16 protein-coding genes are annotated in these 21,694 nt (G+C 36.4%); 11 read left to right on the plus strand and 5 right to left on the minus strand.

Annotated features, from left to right (window positions below; all coding sequences use genetic code 11):
• Positions 1-107 precede the first annotated feature (107 nt).
• From BBI01_RS01495 to BBI01_RS01525, 7 genes are all read left to right on the plus strand, one after another.
• Positions 108-1,499, plus strand: coding sequence for an MFS transporter (locus BBI01_RS01495; protein ID WP_065392919.1), 1,392 nt, complete (start codon positions 108-110; stop codon positions 1,497-1,499).
• 119 nt (positions 1,500-1,618) lie between these two features.
• On the plus strand, positions 1,619-2,545 hold the full coding sequence (locus BBI01_RS01500; RefSeq protein WP_065392920.1) for a helix-turn-helix domain-containing protein: 927 nt from the start codon (positions 1,619-1,621) through the stop codon (positions 2,543-2,545).
• 216 nt (positions 2,546-2,761) lie between these two features.
• The gene (locus tag BBI01_RS01505) at positions 2,762-3,907 is read left to right on the plus strand and encodes an efflux RND transporter periplasmic adaptor subunit (protein ID WP_065392921.1); all 1,146 of its coding nucleotides are present in this window, start codon (positions 2,762-2,764) and stop codon (positions 3,905-3,907) included.
• A 9-nt stretch (positions 3,908-3,916) separates the two neighbouring features.
• The gene (locus BBI01_RS01510) at positions 3,917-7,057 is read left to right on the plus strand and encodes an efflux RND transporter permease subunit (protein WP_065392922.1); all 3,141 of its coding nucleotides are present in this window, start codon (positions 3,917-3,919) and stop codon (positions 7,055-7,057) included.
• A 17-nt stretch (positions 7,058-7,074) separates the two neighbouring features.
• Positions 7,075-8,487 carry an efflux transporter outer membrane subunit gene (locus BBI01_RS01515; protein ID WP_065392923.1) on the plus strand — a complete coding sequence of 471 codons (1,413 nt, stop codon included), beginning with the start codon at positions 7,075-7,077 and terminating at the stop codon, positions 8,485-8,487.
• A 57-nt stretch (positions 8,488-8,544) separates the two neighbouring features.
• Positions 8,545-9,099 carry a DUF2652 domain-containing protein gene (locus BBI01_RS01520; RefSeq protein WP_065392924.1) on the plus strand — a complete coding sequence of 185 codons (555 nt, stop codon included), beginning with the start codon at positions 8,545-8,547 and terminating at the stop codon, positions 9,097-9,099.
• Positions 9,100-9,423: 324 nt separating this feature from the next.
• Positions 9,424-11,595 carry an outer membrane beta-barrel family protein gene (locus tag BBI01_RS01525; protein ID WP_065392925.1) on the plus strand — a complete coding sequence of 724 codons (2,172 nt, stop codon included), beginning with the start codon at positions 9,424-9,426 and terminating at the stop codon, positions 11,593-11,595.
• Between the two features lie 240 nt (positions 11,596-11,835).
• Here BBI01_RS01525 and BBI01_RS01530 read toward each other — a convergent pair whose 3' ends face one another.
• From BBI01_RS01530 to BBI01_RS01550, 5 genes are all read right to left on the minus strand, one after another.
• Complete coding sequence (locus tag BBI01_RS01530; protein ID WP_065392926.1) at positions 11,836-14,094, minus strand: glycoside hydrolase family 3 C-terminal domain-containing protein; 2,259 nt, start codon at positions 14,092-14,094, stop codon at positions 11,836-11,838.
• A 267-nt stretch (positions 14,095-14,361) separates the two neighbouring features.
• A complete protein-coding gene (gene metQ / locus BBI01_RS01535; protein WP_065392927.1) occupies positions 14,362-15,171 on the minus strand; it encodes a methionine ABC transporter substrate-binding lipoprotein MetQ in 810 nt (269 codons plus the stop codon).
• A gap of 69 nt (positions 15,172-15,240) precedes the next feature.
• The gene (gene metI / locus BBI01_RS01540) at positions 15,241-15,897 is read right to left on the minus strand and encodes a methionine ABC transporter permease MetI (protein ID WP_065392928.1); all 657 of its coding nucleotides are present in this window, start codon (positions 15,895-15,897) and stop codon (positions 15,241-15,243) included.
• A complete protein-coding gene (locus BBI01_RS01545) occupies positions 15,890-16,918 on the minus strand; it encodes a methionine ABC transporter ATP-binding protein (protein WP_065392929.1) in 1,029 nt (342 codons plus the stop codon). Before BBI01_RS01545 ends, metI begins: the two co-directional genes overlap by 8 nt.
• Before the next feature lie 18 nt (positions 16,919-16,936).
• A complete protein-coding gene (locus BBI01_RS01550; protein WP_065392930.1) occupies positions 16,937-17,935 on the minus strand; it encodes an EamA family transporter in 999 nt (332 codons plus the stop codon).
• Between the two features lie 700 nt (positions 17,936-18,635).
• Between BBI01_RS01550 and BBI01_RS01555 the strand changes: the two genes are divergently transcribed.
• The 4 genes from BBI01_RS01555 to BBI01_RS01570 all read left to right on the plus strand — a co-directional run bounded on the left by BBI01_RS01555 (position 18,636) and on the right by BBI01_RS01570 (position 21,603).
• Complete coding sequence (locus tag BBI01_RS01555) at positions 18,636-19,568, plus strand: ring-cleaving dioxygenase (protein ID WP_065392931.1); 933 nt, start codon at positions 18,636-18,638, stop codon at positions 19,566-19,568.
• A gap of 48 nt (positions 19,569-19,616) precedes the next feature.
• Entirely contained in the window at positions 19,617-19,907 is a 291-nt protein-coding gene (locus tag BBI01_RS01560; protein WP_065392932.1) for a GNAT family N-acetyltransferase, read from the plus strand.
• A gap of 118 nt (positions 19,908-20,025) precedes the next feature.
• The gene (locus tag BBI01_RS01565) at positions 20,026-20,979 is read left to right on the plus strand and encodes a VOC family protein (protein ID WP_065392933.1); all 954 of its coding nucleotides are present in this window, start codon (positions 20,026-20,028) and stop codon (positions 20,977-20,979) included.
• Between the two features lie 3 nt (positions 20,980-20,982).
• Complete coding sequence (locus BBI01_RS01570) at positions 20,983-21,603, plus strand: alpha/beta hydrolase (RefSeq protein ID WP_065392934.1); 621 nt, start codon at positions 20,983-20,985, stop codon at positions 21,601-21,603.
• Positions 21,604-21,694: the final 91 nt, after the last annotated feature.

A 21,694-nucleotide genomic window follows, 5' to 3' on the forward strand; every position in this document is an offset into this window, starting at 1 on the left:
GTTATTTTGTTCTTTTAACATGTTTTATATTTACGTATTGTTCCAAATTTAATATAAAATTTTCACATATGTTCTGTTAATTTTAATTTTGCAGGAAATTTGAACGTATGGATACAAGGAAGAATATAATATTAATTTTAGCGTCGGTAGGAACATTTGTGGAGGCTTTGGATATTGCCATTATTAATTTAACAATTCCTTCTATTCAGGAACAGTTTCGCATCGGAGCAGGAACCGTTCAATGGTTGCAAACCCTTTATGTGCTATTCTTTGGAGGCTTTCTTATTATTGGTGGGAAATTATCCGATCAGGTAGGAAGAAAGAAAATGTTTCTCTGGGGAGCGCTTATTTTCATGTTAACATCATTGGGAGCAGGCTTGTCTCAAAGCTTTGAAATGTTAGCATTATTCAGAGCTTTACAAGGTTTGGGTGCTGCGTTTGTGATGCCGTCTGCGTTATCCATTGTTACCAATACTTTCAGAGGTGAGCAGGAGAGAAACCGTGCGATAGGAGTTTTCAGTTCTTTCGCTGCAATTGGTTCAGGAAGTGGTCTTTCTGTAGGAGGGATTATCAGTACATATTTAAGCTGGCACTGGGTTTTCCTTATTAATGTTCCAATTCTTCTGATCACGCTGATCTTATCTTATTATTACCTGCCCGCAGATGAGAAAAACGAAAATAGACAGAAAACGGATATCGTTTCAGGAATATTAATGGTAGTTGGGCTTTTAAGTTTAACATACGGAACTCATGAGCTGGTTCATGTTAAAGAACAGCCTTTCCTGGTAATAGGTTCCTTGGTAGCAGCAATAGTACTTTTAGTAATGGTATTCTATCGATTAAGATCCGTTGCAGAACCTCTATTTGATTTAAAACTGTTTAAACACGGTTCGTTAGTGGTTTCTAATGCCGCTTTCTTTACTCTGGGAGCGTTTTTTATCGGATTTTTATTCCTGATTTCATTAATGCTACAAAAGGATATGGGGCATAGTGCTGCCTCCGCAGGATTAATGCTTGTTCCTTTCAGTATTTTATCAGCTTTAACAGCGAAGTTTGTTTTACCACATATCTCAAAACGATTAAATTCTTCTCAAATGGGAGTTTTCGGATGGTCTTTTATGTTGATGGGAGGAGTGTTATTATTGATTTCAGTGTTTACAGGACATCCGCTTACTGTTGTTCTTTTGGGGGCTGCATGTATCTCGGGAGTTGGAATGACATTCTGTTTTACAGCATTGTCAGTGCTTGGAATTCAGGATGTAGAACCTGCAAATTACGGGTTGGCATCAAGTTTGAGTTCTACAAGCTACTTCTTAGGAGCCGGAATCGGATTGTCATTTATGACGCTAATGAGTCAGGTTTTTCCTTCAGAATTTGCAGTAGGAAGCCTTAATATTATAATCTTAATTGGTTACGCTCTTTTGGCACTGGGAATGTTATTCTATTTTATATTGAAAAGCTTAAAAATGGAGCAGACGAAAGTAGCTGTTTCATCATAGGCGACCTTAAAATTACACAAACTATATGAGGAAGAATCGATGCTTAGGGTGTCGGTTCTTTTTTTGTCTTTCGTTGGTTGCACTTTTTCATTACCTTCGTATACCATAATCCGTTTGTCATGGCTAAAAAAATCCGAAAAGAACCTCTTCCAGAACCTGATTTTGTTTCACAATTGGCTTTTGATGAAGTTTTGCAACAGGTAGATTTTGATCTTAGGATAAAGGAGTTTGTGGTAATGGATATAGATAAAGCAAACTATATTATAAAACCGAATATTCCCTATCGTTCAGATTATTTCTGTATTTTCCTTGTACAGGCTGGAAGTGTCGGTTTCAGGCTGGATGATAAAAGCTACGAAGTGTTTAAAGGAGATGCTGTTTTCTGTCCTATGTCAGAGACCTTTTGGGTAGAGAATATTGCTGATGATTATTGTGCAACCTATATTTTCTTTTCTGTTGATTTTATTTCCCAGGCTGGGTTCAATTATAAATCCAATAATGTACTGAAGAGTCTTTCATCGGATCCTACTCATATTATCAGGGATGAACCTGAACTTTTCAGAAAACTTAATTTTCACCTCGATGAATTAAAGCAGCTTAATAATAAGGAGAAAGATAACTATTATTTTAATGAGATGATCTGGCACCATTTCTCATTGGTGATTTATGAGATAGATAATTATTTCAAAAAAATAGAAAAACCTCACGTAGTTACGCATCGTGAAGATGAGCTTACGACCAGTTTCTTTAAGTTGGTTCAGGAACACTTCAAAGAAGAACATAATGTTCAGTTCTATGCAGATAAGTTATTTATCAGCCGGAAATACCTGACCAAGGTGATTAATAAAACAATGTTTAAGACACCACGTGATATTATCCATCAGGTGTTGGCGGTAGAAGCAAGATTATTATTGAGAAATCCCAATCTTAATGTAAATGAAGTGGCATCACAGCTTAAGTTCTCAGATCAGGCATCATTCAGTAAATTTTTCAAAAAACATACAGGAAGAGCTCCTTTAGAATACAGGAAAGATGATTTGTATTGATAATGAATAGGTTGTGTTTTGGGTGTCTTTTTGATAAAATTAACAATTATTTTTGATTTAAAATATAGAAATATCTTATTTAAATTATCTATGAATGATATTTCTCAGGTTTTTAAAAATAAGGAGTCTTTTTGACAAAACAAGGAGTTTTTTGAATAATCCGATTGAATTTTTTTCGTTCGAATTTTGTCCGGAAAATTTAAAAGGACTATTGTTATGCAAAGATTTTTTATTCAGAAATCAACCATACTTTTCCTCTCGCTCATCGTCTTGGCGGGATGTAGGAAAAACAATCAAAACCAATCTTATCAGCAGCAGGCACTAGAGCTTCCTGTAGAAATAGTAAAACAGGGAGACGCTTCTGTTTCCAGAGAATATGCAGCATCTATTGAAGGAATTTCCAATGTAGAAATAAGACCGCAGGTTACCGGATATTTAAGCAAAATTTTTGTAGATGAAGGAGATTATGTGAAAGCAGGACAGCCTTTATTCAAAATTGAAGACAGAATATTCGCTGAACAGTTAAAAAGTGCTCAGGCAGCTTTGATTACAGCACAAGCCAATCTTTCCAGTTCAAGAATTGATTTGGACAGAAAAAAAGAACTTTTCAGAAATAAAATGGTTTCCGAAATTCAGGTGAAAGAAGCAGAGGCAGCTTATAATGCAGCGAGAGGTGCGGTAAGCCAGTCAACATCTTCTATTGAATCAGCAAAGATCAATCTTAATTTCTCAACAATTAAAGCTCCGGTAAGTGGATTTATTGGTAGGTTTAATTACCGTTTGGGAAGCTTAATGACACCAGGTAATCAGGAGCCAATCACATTATTGTCAGATATTCACCAGGTGTTTACCTATTTCAGTTTAAGTGAAAATGATTTTAATAATTTTCAGAAACAATATGCAGGAAGCAGTATTGATGAGGTGATTAGAAATACTCCCGTGGTATCTCTATTACTTTCAGGAGGTGAAAAATATGCTGAAGCAGGTAGAATTGATGCCGTAGAAGGGCAATTTAACAAAACTACAGGTTCCATCACGTTAAGAGCAAGATTCAACAACCCGAATAATACTTTAAGAAGCGGAAACACCGGAAAGATTTTATTAAACCAGTTTTACAGCAATGTGGTTTTGCTTCCCATTGCCTCTACCAGAACTATTCAGGATAAAGTTTTCGTATTTACCATCAAAAATGGAAAAGCAGAAATGCTTCCTGTAGAGGTGAATGGAAAAGCCGGTGATAATTTCATTGTATCCAAAGGGCTTAAAGCCGGAGATCAGTATATCGTTTCCGGTTTCGACAGATTGCAGCCGGGAACTCCTGTAGTGGCACAAAAGAAAAATGCTCAACAGAAAAAATCGTAAGAAGAAATCATGTTAAAGAAAATTATAAAAAGACCCGTACTGGCAACGGTTATCTCCGTATTGCTGGTGATTCTCGGGATCGTCGGTATGGTCAGCCTGCCGATTACAAAATTCCCGGACATTGCACCGCCTACCGTTATGGTAACGGCTGCTTATCCGGGAGCCAATGCTGAAACCATTGCAAGATCTGTGGCGCCACCTTTGGAAAATGCAATCAATGGGGTGGAAAATATGGACTATATTACTTCTACGGCAAGTAATGACGGTACTTTGAGCATCACGGTAATCTTTAAATTGGGAACAGATCCCGATCAGGCGGCAATTAACGTTCAGAATAGGGTAGCACAGGTAACGAACCAGCTTCCTGCTGAGGTAATTCAAGCCGGAATTACGACTGTGAAAAGGCAGAACAGTATGATCGCGATGGTTTCCCTGACAAGTAAAGATGGTTCTATGAATGATCTTTTCCTTGAAAACTATGCAAAAATCAATATTGTTCCGGAGTTAAAAAGGGTAAAAGGAGTAGGAGATGCTATGGTATACGGAAATAAAGACTACTCAATGCGTATATGGCTTGATCCGAATAAACTGACCTCTTATAATCTTACACCATCAGACGTTTCCAGGGCAATTCAAAGTCAAAACCTTGAAGCAGCACCTGGAAGATTGGGAGAAAGAAGTAAAGAGGTGATGGAATATGTTCTTCGTTACAAAGGAAAATTCACGGAGCCTGAACAATATGAAAATATCACGATTAAAGCATTGAACGACGGTTCTGTTTTAAAACTAAAAGATGTAGCAAAAGTAGAATTCGGTGCTTACAGTTATACTGTTTCTTCCAATTTCAATAAGAAAGCTTCTGTAACGATGGCAATTTTCCAGATGGCTGGATCAAATGCGAATGAAGTACAGATCGCTCTTCAGGAAAGAATGAAAGAACTGGAAAAATCTTTCCCTGCAGGAATGGATTATGAAATTCCTTATGCAACAAAAGAAGCTTTGGATCAATCTATTGAACAGGTAATCCATACATTGATTGAAGCATTTATTCTTGTATTCATCGTAGTGTATATTTTCTTACAGGATTTCAGATCAACATTGATTCCGGCAATTGCGGTTCCGGTGTCTATCGTGGGAACATTCTTCTTTATGAAGATTTTTGGATTCTCTATTAATATTCTTACACTATTTGCCCTCGTACTCACCATTGGTATTGTGGTGGATGATGCGATTGTTGTAGTAGAAGCGGTTCACGCCAAAATGGAACATAAGAAATTGAACCCGAGGGCGGCAACCATGTCGGCAATGAGTGAAATTACGGGAGCAATTGTTTCCATTACTTTAATCATGTCTGCGGTATTCGTTCCGGTGGCATTCATGAGTGGTTCCACAGGATTGTTCTATCAGCAGTTTGCATTAACATTAGCAATTGCGATCGTAATTTCGGCAATTAATGCATTGACATTGAGCCCGGCTTTATGTGCTTTGTTCTTAAAACAACATCATGGCGGAGCTCATGAAAAAATGAATTTCAAAGACCGTTTCTTTGCAGGATTTAATGCAAGTTTCAATAAGCTGACATTCCGATACGGAAAAGCAGTATTATTCCTTTTAAAGAAAAAATGGGTCGCATTGGCAATGATTGTTGCTTTCGGAGGATTGTTTGTCTGGATGTCTATGACTACACCAAAAGGATTTATTCCTGACGAAGATCAGAGTTTTATTATCGTAACTGCCAATCTGGCTCCGGGTGCCTCTAAAGACAGAACATCCAAAGTAGTTTCAGATACAGAAGATCTTTTAATGAAAAATCCAGCGGTAGATAAAGTGATTTCAGTAGACGGGCTGAACCTGTTCAGTGGTTCGATGTCATCTTCGGCGGCTTCTATTTTCGTTAAATTAAAAAACTCAGGAGAAAGAGGTGCTGTTAACAATATTAATGATATTATCGGGCAGACCCAAGGAATGCTTTCTCAGGATAAAAGAGCCAATTTCCTTGTGATCAATACACCAACCGTTGATGGTTTCGGGAATACAAGTGGAATGGAACTGGTGCTTCAGGACCGTACCAACGGACAGCTTCAGAATCTTGGAAATATCTCTTATGGAATGATGGGAGCTTTGATGCAGAGACCTGAAGTAGCTGTGGCATTTACAACATTTGATGTGACTTATCCGCAGTTTGAAGTGCTTGTAGATGAAGTGAAAGCTGCACAGCTTGGTGTGAATGTTTCTGATGTATTAGGGGTGATGCAGGGGTATTATGGAAGTATTCAGGCTTCCGATTTCAACAGATTCGGGAAATATTACAGAGTTTTGGTACAATCTACCCCAGAAACAAGACAGGATAAAGAATCCCTGAACGGTATTTTCGTAAAAAATAATTTAGGACAAATGGTTCCGATTAATACTTTGGTAAGCTTAAAACAGGTAACCGGAGCTGAAGTCGTAGACCGTTTTAATCTATTCAATTCATCGAATCTTACAGTAATGGCGGCTCCGGGTTATAGTACGGGACAGGCAATGGCTGCGGTAGAAGAAGTAGGTAAACAGGTGCTTCCTCCGGGATATACTTATGATTATAAAGGAATGAGCCGTGAAGAAGCAGGTTCAAGCTCACAGTCAGTAATGATTTTTGGATTGTGTATTGTGTTTGTGTTCTTCCTGTTATCGGCACAGTATGAAAGTTATGTTCTTCCATTCGCCGTATTGATCGCTATTCCGGTAGGTTTATCAGGCGTTTTTGTGGGAATTACTTTTGCGGAATTATCCAATAATATTTACGTTCAGATTGCTTTGGTGATGTTGATTGGACTTTTGGCAAAGAACGGTATTTTGATCGTGGAATTTGCCATTCAGAGACGTAGAGCAGGAAAAAGCCTTATTGCTTCTGCGGTTGAAGGAGCGAAGGCGCGTTTACGCCCAATCTTGATGACCTCTCTCGCATTCATTACCGGTTTGATTCCATTGATTTTTGTAGTAGGACCTTCTGCTTTGGGTAACCATTCCATCGGGTATGCAGCGATTTCAGGGATGCTTTTCGGAACGATCCTAGGTATTTTCGTGGTACCTGTACTTTTCGTAATGTTCCAGGCTTTACATGAAAAAATTAACGGAAGAGTAGTAACGGATGCGGATTGGGAATATTAATTCAAATGATTTTAACAATGAAAATTAAAAATATAGCATATATCGCATTCATTTCAGGAACAGCTGTTTCGTGTGGCGTTCAAAAATATGAACAGCCTGAAGTGAAGATGCCTGAAGCTTTCAGAAGTGACAGTATTGTGGTAGAGCAGAATGAAAATATTGCGAAAATCGGGTATAAAGATTTTTTCAAAGATCCGGTTTTGGTGAGTTTGATTGATAAAGCAATGGTGCAGAATAATGATCTACAGGTTGCTTTAAAACAAATAGAATTTGCATCACTTGCCTATACTCAAAGTAAGTGGGGAAATGTTCCTACTATTAATGCAACAGCAAACGGTAATATTAGCAGACCTTCTGATAACAGTATGAATGGAATGATGGCTGGGCAGTTTATGGGAAAAAGATACATGGAAGATTATACGGCAGCGCTTAATTTTTCATGGGAGGCAGATATCTGGGGAAAGATCAAAGGAAGAAAGGAGCAGGCACTGGCAGATTATCTTAAAACTCAGGAAGCTGCAAAAGCAGTGAAAACACAAGTGGTGGCAGCTGTTGTTCAAGGATATTATAACCTTTTGATGCTGGATACTCAACTGGAAATTACAAAATCGAATCTGACGTATGCTGATAATACGTTGAAGTTTCTTGTAAAACAACAGGAGCTTGGGTTGACAACAGCTTTAGCGGTTCAACAACAGGAAATTGTGAAAGATCAGATCCTGAAAACTATTCCGGCTATTGAAAGTTCCGTTGCTACACAGGAGAACGCTTTAAGTCTGTTAACAGGTTCTATGCCAGGGAAAATTGAAAGAAGTTCAAGTCTGAATAATGTTCAGTCTCCGGATCATATTTCAGCAGGAATTCCATCAGAATTATTGAGCTACAGACCTGATATTAAAACGGCTGAATTAGAAGTGAGAAAAAGTGCAGCGGCAATTCATGTTGCTAAAATGAGCATGTATCCTTCATTGAATATTACAGCTCAGGGTGGTGTGAATGCTTTCCAGATCAGTAAATGGTTCAGTGTTCCGGGATCTCTTTTCGGAATGGCGGCAGGAGCTATTGCTCAACCTATTTTGAATGGAAAACAACTTAAAACTCAGTATGAACAGTCCAAAGTATTGGCAGATCAGGCTGAAATCAGCTTTAAACAATCTGTTTTAAAAGCGGTAGGAGAGGTTTCTGACGCATTGGTACAGATTCAGAAGCTGGAAGAGCAGCAGAAAATTGCTGAAGGATTGGTAGTGAAATCCGGTGAAGCTGTGAAAAAGGCGGATCTGTTATTCAAATACAATTCAGCAACGTATGTAGAGGTTATTATGGCGCAAACCAATAAGCTTAATGCGGAATTGGAACTGGCTTCTCTGAAAGCTCAACGATTGAATGCAATCACTGCCCTGTACCGTTCTGTAGGTGGCGGATGGCAATAAAGTAAAATTAAACCTGCTTCGTCTTTAGATGCAGCAGGTTTTTAATCCAAAATCATTATGAAGAATACAGATATACAGGAGGGAATCATTTTAATTCCGGATTTCAGCGGATTTACCGAATTTGTGTTCAATACCAAACTTTATACAGGAGAATATATTGTAAGACAACTACTATCTACGCTGATTGATGTGAATGATCAGTATTTTGAAATTTCTGAAATTGAAGGTGACGCTATTTTATTTTATCGTTATGATGAAAATCCATCGTATGATAGTATTTCAGATATGCTTTGGAAAATGAGAAACGCATTCAACAGAAAAATAAAAGAATTGAGTAAGAGTTTAAGTACAACAATTGATTTATCTCTGAAGTTTATCGTTCATTATGGAGCATTTTCGCAGTATAATATCGGGAATTTCAGGAAGCTTTACGGGAAAACTATTGTAGAAGCACATCAGATGTTGAAAAATGGGTTGGCAGAACAGCCTTCTTATGCTTTGTACAGCAATTCTTTTTTAGAAAACAGTAATAATCAGGAAACTGAATCAGATAAGGATCAGCATCGTCTGTCGGAAGTAGGTATGATCCATTATTTTGAAAGTTTAAACTAGCATATTTTTATTTTTTAATCCTTGTAAATTTGCTTTTTGCTAGCAGCCCGGGTGAGATCCGGGCTTTTTTTGTGAGTAATAGATGATCTTGATATGTTAAAATTTGAAAACTTTAAATAACTTTTTCAATTGATTTATTGTATATGTTTTGGTTGTAAATGTATTTGTTTGATTATTTTGTCTTAATAATTGTTATTTTTTTAAATTATCTCTAAAACTGTTTTTTATAAAGTGTTAAAGCCTAATAGTTTATTAAATTTTTTTTCATTTTCCATGTAACAAAAACCGGAATACAGTGGTCTTATTGGATAAACTATAACTTTCATGAAAATAATATTATTTCCAATAGCAGTATTAACGGGTTCTTTAGCATTGGCACAGACTCAGACTGTAAAAGACACTGTAAAAGGGAATACAAAAGAGATAGAAGCAGTTGCGATTGTCGCAAAGAAGCCTACCGTAGAGTCTAAGGTAGACAGAACTGTTTTTAATGTGGCAAACAGTGCTATCGTAGCCGGAAACACAACCTGGGATGTTTTGAGAATGACACCATTGGTAAGTATTGATAATAATGATGCTGTAAAAGCGGAAGGACAGACGGTAACGGTTTATATCAACGATAGAAAATCTGTTTTTACAGGAAAAGAATTAAAAGAATATCTTAAAACAATCCCAGCCGATAACTTGTTGAAGATAGAAGTTATTACAAGTCCGTCTTCACGTTACGAAACTTCCGGATCAGTTATTAATATTGTTCTGAAGAAAAGAGATGATGAAGGAATTAAAGGAAGTATCTCTCTGAATAACAGGCAAAGTACCAAGAACTCACAATACACAAACTTTAACCTCAACTATCATAAGAAAGGCTTTACCCAGACTTTTATCGGAAGCTATGGGAATAATACCTACGTACAAAAAGGTGCTAAAAATATCAGATCTTATGATAAGTCTAATAAAGACAGTGATATTGAATATGAAACAGTAACAAAAAGTGAAAATCCATCGCTTTCTTCTACTTCAGAATTTGAACTAAACGATAAAAATAATGTTGGGCTTATTCTGGAATATTTCCAAAGCCGTAGCAAGTCTTTATCTGAAACGAATTCAACTGAGTATAAGAACGGAGGTTTTTTTGATTCATATCTTCAGACTCAGAATGAAGACGGATTTTATCGTAACCTTGGAACGAATGTCTTTTATAAATATTATGACAAGGAGAAAAACAGAATCTTGGATGTAAACCTGGGTACGAATTATTCCGGAAATGACAGTGATCAACTGATCAATAAAACAACGTTAAAAAACGGGATTAAAGAAGTAGGGGTGACCAGTGATAATCAGATGCGTAATTATTATCTGAAGGTAGATTATACGCAGCCATTGGGGAAATCTGGAGGCACAATTGAAGTGGGAGCAAAAACTGAGTTCAATAATCATGCGATTCCAAATACATTATACGGTTATAGTGTGATCAATCAAGATCTTGATTACAAAGGGTTATCAACCAATGATAAATTCCATTATGAAGACAATATTACTTCCGTATATGCTAACTATAGTAAGACGTTTTTCAAAAAACTGGAAACCCGTATCGGACTTCGATATGAATATACAGATCTGAGGGTAAGACAAGATGTTGCCGGAACAGAAAGAAAAGACGGCTATGGAACTTTTCTTCCTAATTTATTAATAAAATATAGTTTTTCAGATAAATATGATGTGAGTTTAACGTACAACAGAAGTATCTGGAGACCGTGGTATTCTGAATTTAATCCTTTTGTTACACCTTCTATTGACGGAACGTATTCCAGAGGAAATATGGACTTAAATCCAAATCCTAACGACAGATTGTACCTGAAATTCGGAATCCTGAAAAAGTACTTTATCTCTGCAAGATATATGCATACCAACCAGGATTATTGGACCACTTTTGCTACAGAAAACGGACGAAATGTATTTTTACCGGGGAATTTTAACGGAAAAGTTGAAAAATACTATCTTTTTGCAAACACCAATCAGAATTTCCTGAAAAATAAATTGAATGTAAATGTTGGATTTGGATGGTATTATATCGATAATAAAGATTTTAATGAGAAGAATCAAATTGGAGGAAAAAGCTATATCAATTATTGGGGCGGATCTGCAAATGTTTCCTATTCGAATCTGTTCAATAAGAATATAAATATCAGTGCATGGATGGAAATTGCCAATCAGAACAATGGAAACTCTTACGCTAATAACACCAACGTATTTCATAATATTTCTGTGACTAAATTATTCCCTAAAACACAGATGGAAGCAAGCTTACAGCTGATGAACATCTTTAAAAGACCTTATGCTGACAATACAACATACAGTCAGGTGGGAACTTTCAGAGATTATCAGAAATGGGATTGGTACGGGGTAGCTGTTACTTTCGTGAAGCGTTTTGGAAACCAAAAGGTGAAAGAGAATACGAAAACGGATGTTGAGAAAAATGCCGGAGGAGCAAAATAGAAAGAATTTAAATCAATATAAAAACAGGTTTCTGGTTGAAGCCTGTTTTTTTTGTTTTTTGAGCTAAAGATTGGATGATTTTTTAAATAGAATCGATCCGTGCTGTTTTTTATGTAAGCAAATAAAAAAGCAGATTTCGAATAGAAACCTGCTTATAAATTCTACAAAATTAACGGATAGATTAGCTGATTGATTGTCAAATAGTAATTTGCATCTTCATACTTCCAATTTCATTCTTTACTATTTCAGGGTGAACTTCACCTTTGTTTTAATAGCATCAGAAGAATTTCCGATTTGAGCTTCAAAATCTCCTGGCTCTGCTACCCAGTCGTGTTTCTGAGCATCAAAGAAGCTTAAAGCAGACTTGTCAATAGTAAATGTCACTTCTTTTGTCTCACCCGGATTTAAATATACTTTTTCAAAACCTTTCAATTCTTTAGCAGGGCGGGGAACAGATGATTTTAAATCACTGATGTAAAGCTGTGCCACTTCAGCTCCTGCTTTCTTTCCTGTATTTTTAACAGTTACCGTGAAAGTAATGGTCTCGTTTTGTGATAATGTTGTTTTATCAGCTTTAGCTTTTCCAAATTCAAAAGTTGTATAACTTAATCCATGCCCGAAGCTGAAAAGAGGTTTAATGTTTTTTGTATCATGCCAACGATAACCTACAAATACTCCTTCATTATAAGTAATATTGATCGGGTTTTTCTGATCTTTTCCTTTTCCGGCAGCTAATTCATCTTTTTGTCCCGGATATTCACCAAGTTGATGAGCGGAATTATCCTCAAGCTTCACTGGAAAAGTAAACGGAAGTTTTCCTGATGGGTTGGTATCACCGGCTAAAACAGAAGCAATGGAATTTCCAGCTTCAGAACCAAGATACCATGCCTGTACTACGGTTGGCACATCTTTGATCCAAGGCATTGCAATAGCATTCCCTGAAACTAAAACAACAGCAAGATTTTTATTAGCTTTCGCAAGAGCAGAGATTACCTTATCCTGATTATATGGTAATCCATAGCTTTTTCTGTCGTTTCCTTCACTGTCCTGGAAATCTGCTTTATTCAATCCGCCAACGAAGATAACATAGTCCGATTTTTTTGCCAGTTCTACCGCTTCGTTTAATAATTCTGCCTCAGAACGGGAATCTTTTAAATCCTGTCCGGATTTTACACCATTGTATTCACCGCCAATGTCTCCTACATAACCTCTGGCATATTGTATATCAGATTGCTTCCCGAATCTGGACTTTATTCCGTCTAAAGGAAGAGTTTCGTATTTTACTTTTAATGAAGATGAACCTCCGCCAACAGTCATAATTTTGATGGCATTCTCTCCAATAACTGCTATTTTTTTAGCCTTATTAATATCAATCGGAAGTACATTACCTTGATTTTTCAATAAAACAATTCCTTCTTCACCGATTTCCTTTGCTACAGCTTTATGTTCTTCAGAAGCAATATTCCCGAAAGGTTTATTTCGGTTCATTGTCGTTTTATAGGCAAGACGAAGTAATCGGGTTACTTTGTCATCAAGTTCTTTGGTTCCTACTTTTCCTGCTTTGATCAGATCAAGATAAGGTTTTGCCAGATAATAATTGTCATAGGCATTTTTAGTTCCGGCTGAAAGACCATTGGTCCATGATCCGAATTCAAGATCCAATCCGTTGTGGATCGCCTGTTCTGTATTATTAACAGCTCCCCAATCGGAAACTACCACTCCTTTGTAGTTCCACTCTTTTTTTAGAATATCATTTAAAAGGTATTGATTCTGGCTGGCATATTGTCCTTTATACAGATCGTAAGCTCCCATGATGGTCCATGAATCGCCTTCTGTTACGGCAGCTTTAAATGGTGGAAAGTAAATTTCATAAAGCGTTCTGTCATCCACATTTACATTGCTGGTATGACGGAACATTTCCTGGTTATTGAGGGCAAAATGTTTAACTGAAGTAGCCACCCCGTTAGATTGTACTCCTTTGATGTAAGGTACCACCATTTTCGAAGTCAGGTAAGGATCTTCGCCCATGTATTCGAAGTTTCTTCCGTTCAATGGAGTTCTGTAGATATTTACACCAGGTCCCAGAAGAATATCTTTTTTTCTGTATCGTGCTTCTTCTCCTAATGCTTTACCATAATTCCATGACATTTTTTTATTCCATGTTGCAGATAAGGCGGTAAGGGCAGGGTAGGCGATGATAGAGTCGTTGGTCCATCCGGCTTGGTCCCATTCGTCCCACATTACTTCAGGACGTACCCCATGAGGACCGTCCGTTGTCCAGAATTCGGGGATTCCTAATCTTGGAACACCGGGAGAACTGAATTTCGACTGTGCGTGAAGCATTGCTACTTTCTCTTCCAGTGTCATTCTGGAAAGAGCATCCTGTATACGTTGTTCTACAGGTTTTGATTCATCTAAATAAACGGGAGTATTGGTCTGAGCCATATAAGAAACAGAAATAAGGGTGAATAAACTTACAATGGCGGTTTTCTTTAACATAATGCCTTTTTATTTGATTGAAAGCAAAAGTAAGAAAATTTCTTTATTATCTCAAATTGAGAAAATAAATTTTAAAGCATAAAAAAACTGCCTGCTAAATTGCTGACAGTTTGTTGTTTATTGTTCGGTAGAAATTTGATTTTTAATATTTTAGATAATAGAGGAAGAGATTTTACATGTCGATAATCAATTTTGCTTTGCAAGTGAATGATCAATTTGAAGTGAAGGGATTATAACCCGTATCTCGTATCTCGAAACCCTCAAACTTTAATCCCACCCTTTTACTGCTCCTCCTTTAAACACTTCAAGAGCTTTTTTTTCCACCTCATCGGACTGATAAGCTTTTACAAAGTTTTTTACTTTTTGGCTGTTCTTATTATCCTGCCTTGATACAACAAGGTTAACGTAAGGGGAGTCTTTGTCTTCTTTGAAAATTCCCTGTTTTTCAGAATCCAATCCGGCTTGTGCTGCAAAATTATTATTGATAATTCCAACTACAACATCACGGTCATCCAAAACTCTTGGGATCTGAGCTCCTTCAATTTCCATAATTTTCAGTTGTTTTGGGTTTTCAACTATATCAGTCACTTTTGGAAGTAATCCCACTCCTGCTTTTAGCTTCAATAAACCATTTTTCTGTAAAAGAAGTAATGAACGTCCACCATTGGTAGGGTCATTAGGAATAACAATAGTGCTTTCATTCTGAAGCTGGCTGATGTTCTGAATCTTCTTTGAATAGGCTACAATAGGATAAACGAATGTATTTCCTACGACAGCAAGATGATAACCTCTTTGTTTGGATTGTTCGGTTAAATAAGGAGCGTGCTGGAAAGCATTGGCATCAATATCACCATTCATCAAAGCTTCATTGGGAACTACATAATCATTGAAAGGGATAAGCTCCACTTCAAGGTTATACTTTTCCTTAGCAACTTTTTTGGCAACTTCAGCCACTTCCTGCTCAGGTCCGTACGTAATTCCGACTCTGATGAAATTCGGATCGTCCTTTCTCCCTGAACAAGCACTGAAAAGCAATACTCCGGCAGTTATCAAACCTAAAATCTTTATTTTTTTCATTCTATTCTTTTTAATAATATCGGTAGAGGGTAGAAAACTCATTCGTTCAGATCTCACTCACTCTAAAACTTACCTATGGTCAAATCTTTTAGACAACCTGTCTCCCATAAACTGTATAATAAATACCAGAAGAACAAGCAATATCAAAACAGTGTTCATAATCACAATATCATAACCGATATATCCGTATTGATATCCCACCTGTCCCAATCCACCGGCACCTACAGCACCTCCCATTGCAGAATATCCTACTAAGGTGATCAATGTAATGGTTGCATTATTAATTAATGATGGAAGTGCCTCCGGAAGCAATACTTTTCTGATAATCTGGAAAGGTGAAGCACCAAGAGCTCTTGCCGTTTCTATTAATCCGTGAGGAACTTCAATAAGGCTGTTCTCAACTAGTCTTGCAATAAAAGGAGCAGCTCCTACACTTAATGGAACCAATGCTGCATTTACTCCAATGGATGTTCCTGCTAAAACTCTTGTAAAAGGGATCATCCATACAATTAAAATGATGAACGGGATCGCCCGGAAAATATTAACGATAATAGATAATGTTCTGTGGTAGATTACATTTTCCAGCAGTTGTCCTTTTCTTGTTAAAAACAGCAGAATTCCTACCGGAAGCCCGAGGACAAATCCAAAAAATCCAGACACAAATGTCATATAAACCGTTTCCCAGGTTCCTTTTGCCAAAAGGGCAATTACCGTATCACTAAGCATATCCTTTTACTGTATTTTGAATTTTATTTTGATTAAAATAATAGATGGCTTTCTGATTTTCCTCAGCTTCGCCTTGAAGTTGCAAAAGTAGTTTACCAAAATTAGAATTCCCAAAATATTCTACATCCGCTTTCAAAAGTTTGTATGGGATTTTATGTTCATTATATAACGCTGAAAGAATTTGTTCAACGCTTAAGTTTTCGTTAAGTTCTATTTCGACCAGTGGAAATAAACCATCCTCTGGTTCTTTCTGTAGTCTTTTATTAAGTTCCTGTGGCAGGGTCATGATATCTGAATTTATAAATTGTTGGATCACCGGATTTTCTCTGTCCGAAATGATCTCGCTTAAAGTTCCTTTTGCTAATAATTTTCCTTTGTCTATAACGGCAACATGGTTGCAGACGGCTTTGATAACTTCCATCTCATGGGTAATCAGAAGAATGGTAATACCAAGTCTTTCGTTAATATCCTTCAGCAATTGTAAGATAGATTGAGTAGTAACCGGGTCAAGAGCACTTGTGGCTTCATCACAAAGTAGAAGGTGAGGATCGTTGGCTAATGCTCTCGCAATCGCTACCCTCTGTTTCTGACCTCCGGAAAGACTTCTTGGATAATCATTGGCTTTATCTTCAAGACCTACAATTTTCAGTAATTCGTTGACCTTTTTATTAATTTGATCCTTGCTGCTATGATCTAGTTCCAGAGGAAGTGCTATATTATCAAAAACAGTACGGGAAGAAAGAAGATTGAAGTGCTGGAAGATCATACCTATTTTCTTACGTTCTTCAGCGAGTTGCTTGGAACTTAATTTGGTGAAATCTTTTCCATTGATAATTACCTGTCCTTCATCCGGTCTTTCCAATAGATTAACGGTGCGGATCAAAGTACTTTTTCCTGCTCCTGAAAATCCTATAATTCCTACAATATCTCCTTTGTCTATATTGAGACTTACCTGATCCAATGCTTTAAAAGCTTGTTTTTTCTGGTGGAATGTTTTTGATATGTTTCTGATTTCTATCATTCTGATGTTTTATACTATTTAAATAGGCTGATATCGTCTGCCTGTTTTGTTAAAAAATCTTTTCACTCTTCTGATTTTGACCTTAGACCGTTTCGAAAGTTTAAAGTATTTGGTAATATTGGTAAGAAGTACTCCCAGCAATATAACTGCCAAACCATATAGCTGACTACCATTGATACTTTGATTGGCTACAATCCATCCTGCAATAACCGTAACAATAGGGTTAATATAGGTATGGGTGCTTACCAATGCAGCGGGTTTCACGGACAACAGCCAAATGTACGACAAATACGCGACTATTGATCCAAAGAAGATCAAAAACAGAACACCCAGCCATGCTGATAATGGGATCGCTGATACTGAAAAACCTGTCCATTCATTTCTGAATAAAGAGATAAGAAATGACGCCAATCCTGCTACAATAAGCTGTTGTGCAATATTCATGAAGGTAGATTGTGATGCAGGATTTTTCTTAGAATATAAAGATCCTAAAACCCATGCAATAGAACTCAAACCTAATACTATAAATGCTGTAATACGGAGATGACCGTCAACAGCAGCATGTGCCGCATGTGAATTTACACTGCCTTTTAAAAATAATATCAGCCCAGTAAAACCAATGGCTAGCCCTATCGGAATAAATTTATCTGAAAAATAATACTTCCAGTTTTTTCTGTCAATTGCGATAAACCAGAAAGGACCGGTTGCTATACAGATAGCAGCTTCGGATGCCATTACATATTGTTCTCCCCATGCTACAAGACCGGTTCCTCCGGTAAGGATAAGGATTCCGGTGATGGCGTTTTTCTTCCAGTTTACCAAAGAATTTGCCTTTTCTCCTTTAGAAAGAAGATATCCCATCATCAGAATTCCTGCTACCAGAAATCTCAATCCGGAAAGTATAAATGGTGGAAAACCTTTTAAGCCAAATGAAATAGCTAAAAACGTCATCCCCCATATTACATAGATATTTGTAAATGCCAATGGAACTAACCATTTGTTTTTAGAATTGCTCATTTTTATTTTTTTTATGTTGTTGGTTTTAATAAAAAAAGGCTCTACAACTTGGTAGGGCCTTATGAAAAGTATGTCATATTAAATGTAAGGTCACCCACAGTATTCTTGATGCACAGGCATACAAATAGCTTTCATCATATGTTTCATGATGTTTTTATTTGTTATATTATTCTTTGTTTCTGTGCTCATTTAGTTTTATTTTCTGAATACGATTGCAAATATATAATATAATTTTAATTAGTCTACTAAAAATATAGACTTTTTAAAGATTAAATTATTGTTAATCATTTAATATGTTTGTTTTCAGTAAGTTGTGTGTTTTGTTTTTTTCTTTTCTAATCAATTTAAAATTGTTACTTTTATTTTTAAGTATATTTTTTAATAAAAAAAGAGTTTTTGCTCTTTTGTGAAAAAAAGAAAAAGATTTGAAATTTTTAGGAATTGTTCAATTGGATGAATAAGGTTAATGTCTTTTGAAGTTTTAATTGAGAAAATATACCTGTTTGTGAATTAGAGATAATAGGGCATCTGAGATAATAGGGCATAAAATGATAGCGAATATTAATTGTCAATCATAAAAAATAAAGATCCCACTAGATAAATCTTTCTCTAATGCTAAAAATCGGGTAAGTATTATTTATTAAACTAGTTAAATGTGCACATTGTTTATGAGTAGTAATTTAGCATTAAAATTAAAGACATGGATAATAGAATATTAGGTCTGCATCATATTACTGCCATTGCAGACAATGCAAAAAGAAATTTAGATTTTTACACTCAGGTTTTAGGAGTGAGATTGGTAAAGAAAACTGTAAATTTTGACGATCCGGGAACCTATCATTTCTATTTTGGGAATGAAAATGGAACACCGGGAACTATTCTTACTTTCTTTCCCTGGGAAGGGATAGGGCAGGGGACTAACGGAAGCGGAATGGCTACTCATATTGGGTATTCAGCTCCTAAAAACAGTTTAGAATTCTGGAAAAACAGATTAAATGGTTTCAATGTCAATGTAGAAGAAGGAGAGCTTTTTGGTGAGAAAATGATTTCATTTAAAGATCCTGACGGACTTCAGTTACAGTTTATAGAGTCCTCCAATGATGACAACCGAAAAGTATGGACAACCGATGATATCAAGGATGAAAATGCATTAAAAGGATTTCATAATGTAACTCTTACTTTGAAAAAGGCAGAGCCTACTATCAAAGTTCTGACAGATATTTTAGGCTATGATCTTCAAAAACAAGAAGCCGACAGATACAGATTGGCAACCAATGCTATTGATACAGCAAATATTATAGATATCATTGAGAATGATAAAATGCCAGCAGGAAGAAATGCCGCAGGAACCAATCATCACATTGCCTTCAGAGTGAAAGATGATAATATATTAATGGAATACCGTGAAAAAGTATTATCCACAGGATTGAATATTACTCCGAAGATCAACAGAGATTATTTCTATTCATTGTATTTCCGTGAACCGGGAGGGGTTTTGTTTGAAATTGCAACGGATAATCCGGGATTCACAGTGGATGAAGATTTGGCAGAATTAGGTGAAAATTTAAAATTACCGGCTCAGTATGAAGGGATGAGAGATAAAATAGAAGGTGTATTGCCGAAGTTATCATAGATCATTACCCTAGATTTAGAAAGATATTAATTTTGAAAAAATAAAAAGATGGAAAGAACAGAAATCGTTTTAGAAGGAAGAAAAGGAGAAATTCAACTTTTCTCAGATGATCAGAAAGCCGGTAAAATGGATATTTCAGTCATTGGAAAAAAACTGACAGTATACCATACTGAAGTAAGCCCCGAATATGAAGGACAAGGGTTTGCTAAAATATTATTGGAAAGGCTGGTTTCCTATGCAAGAGAAAATGATCTGAAAATAGTACCATTATGTCCTTTTGTGTATGCACAGTTCAAACATCATCCGGAAGAATATAACGATGTATGGTTAAAAGAATAATGCTAAGCAAATAAAAGTTTAAGGAGTGTAAAGGTAAACACGCTTATTGATAAATTTACCTTTTCACCCTTTTGCTATCTTAGTTTTATAACAAACCCAATTAATAACAACCCTCATTATGAACCTTATAACAGGACTGCATCACGTTACAGCAATCACTGGCAATGCTCAGGAAAATATAGACTTTTATACCGGAGTTTTAGGACTTCGTTTAGTAAAAAAAACGGTAAACTTTGATTATTCGGAAGCGTATCACTTTTATTTCGGAGATGAATATGGAACACCCGGAACAATCATGACAACTTTTCCGTATGGGAAAGATTTGATCAACGGGAGGCATGGGAAAGGAATGTTGAATACTACCGCTTTTTCAGTTTCTATTGATGCATTGGATTATTGGATGAGCCGTCTGGAAAAGTTTAATATACCCTATAAACAACCTCAGCAAAGGTTTTCTGAAGATGTTTTCATCTATCTTGAAGATTTTGACGGATTGGGTCTTGAGCTTGTTTTTAATGATAAAGATGAAAGAAAGGGATACTATAACAGATATATTCCAAAAGATTATGCTTTAAAAGGAATCCATCATGTTGAAATTTGGCAGGATGCTTATGAGAGAACAGCAGCTCTTTTAATGACTCAGATGGATCATAAAGTTATTAATGAAAGCTCAGACCGCTTGAGATTAGGTACAGAAAATCTTCCGGGAAAATATGTAGACTTACTTTCTACTCCCAATGTGTTGAAAGGGCTTGCTGGCAGAGGTACCGTACATCATGTGGCTTTTGCGACTCCGGATGCAGAATCTCAGCTTAAAATGATTGAACGGTTAAATGCTTATGGATTGGAGCATACAGGAGTAAAAGATCGTAAATATTTTACTTCAGTATATTTTAAAGAACCAGGAGGTATTTTATTTGAGATTGCAACTTCAGGTCCAGGATTCGATGTAGATGAGGAAGCTGCATTTTTAGGAGAAGATCTGCAATTGCCTCAACAGTTTGAAGAGCAAAGAGAACACTTAATTACTGTTCTTCCAAAAATAAATTATCCAACAGAAAAATTCAGATAGTAAATGAGTCATACTTTAAATATAAAAACAGCAGGAATACCATTAAAACAGGCAAAAAAAGCTTTGATTATGGTACACGGACGAGGTGGAAGTGCTCAGGATATTTTGAGCATTTCCCAACATTTGAATGTAAATGATTATGCGATATTGGCTCCACAAGCCTTGAATCATACCTGGTATCCATTGTCGTTTATGGCACCCGTAGATCAGAACGAACCATGGCTGTCATCAGCTCTTGAAATCATAGGTGAGACGGTTCAGGTTGTTACAGATGCAGGAATAGCTCCGGAGAATATTTATTTTTTCGGGTTTTCTCAAGGAGCATGCCTTACTTTAGAGTTTTTAGTAAGAAATGCTCAGAAGTTTGGTGGGGCAGCAGCTATTATTGGTGGTGTGATCGGTGATAAGATCAACCGTGAGAATTATAAAGGTGATTTTGCCGGAACTTCTGTTTTGTTAGCAACCAGTAATCCTGATTTCCATGTTCCTGTTGAAAGAGTATATGCTACAGCAAATATTCTAAAAGAGATGAACGCTGAGGTAACGGAGAAAGTATATGCCAATTTTGGGCACTTTATCAATGAGGAGGAAATACAACTTGCCAACTCAATCATATTTAAATAAATAGTCTAGCCTTGATCCGGAAAGATGTTACAAAAATAAAATTCTTAAGAAATGACAAAGTGTGCAGATAAATAAATCGTACAGTTTGTCA

The organism is Chryseobacterium artocarpi (assembly GCF_001684975.1).
GTDB classification, from domain to species: domain Bacteria; phylum Bacteroidota; class Bacteroidia; order Flavobacteriales; family Weeksellaceae; genus Chryseobacterium; species Chryseobacterium artocarpi.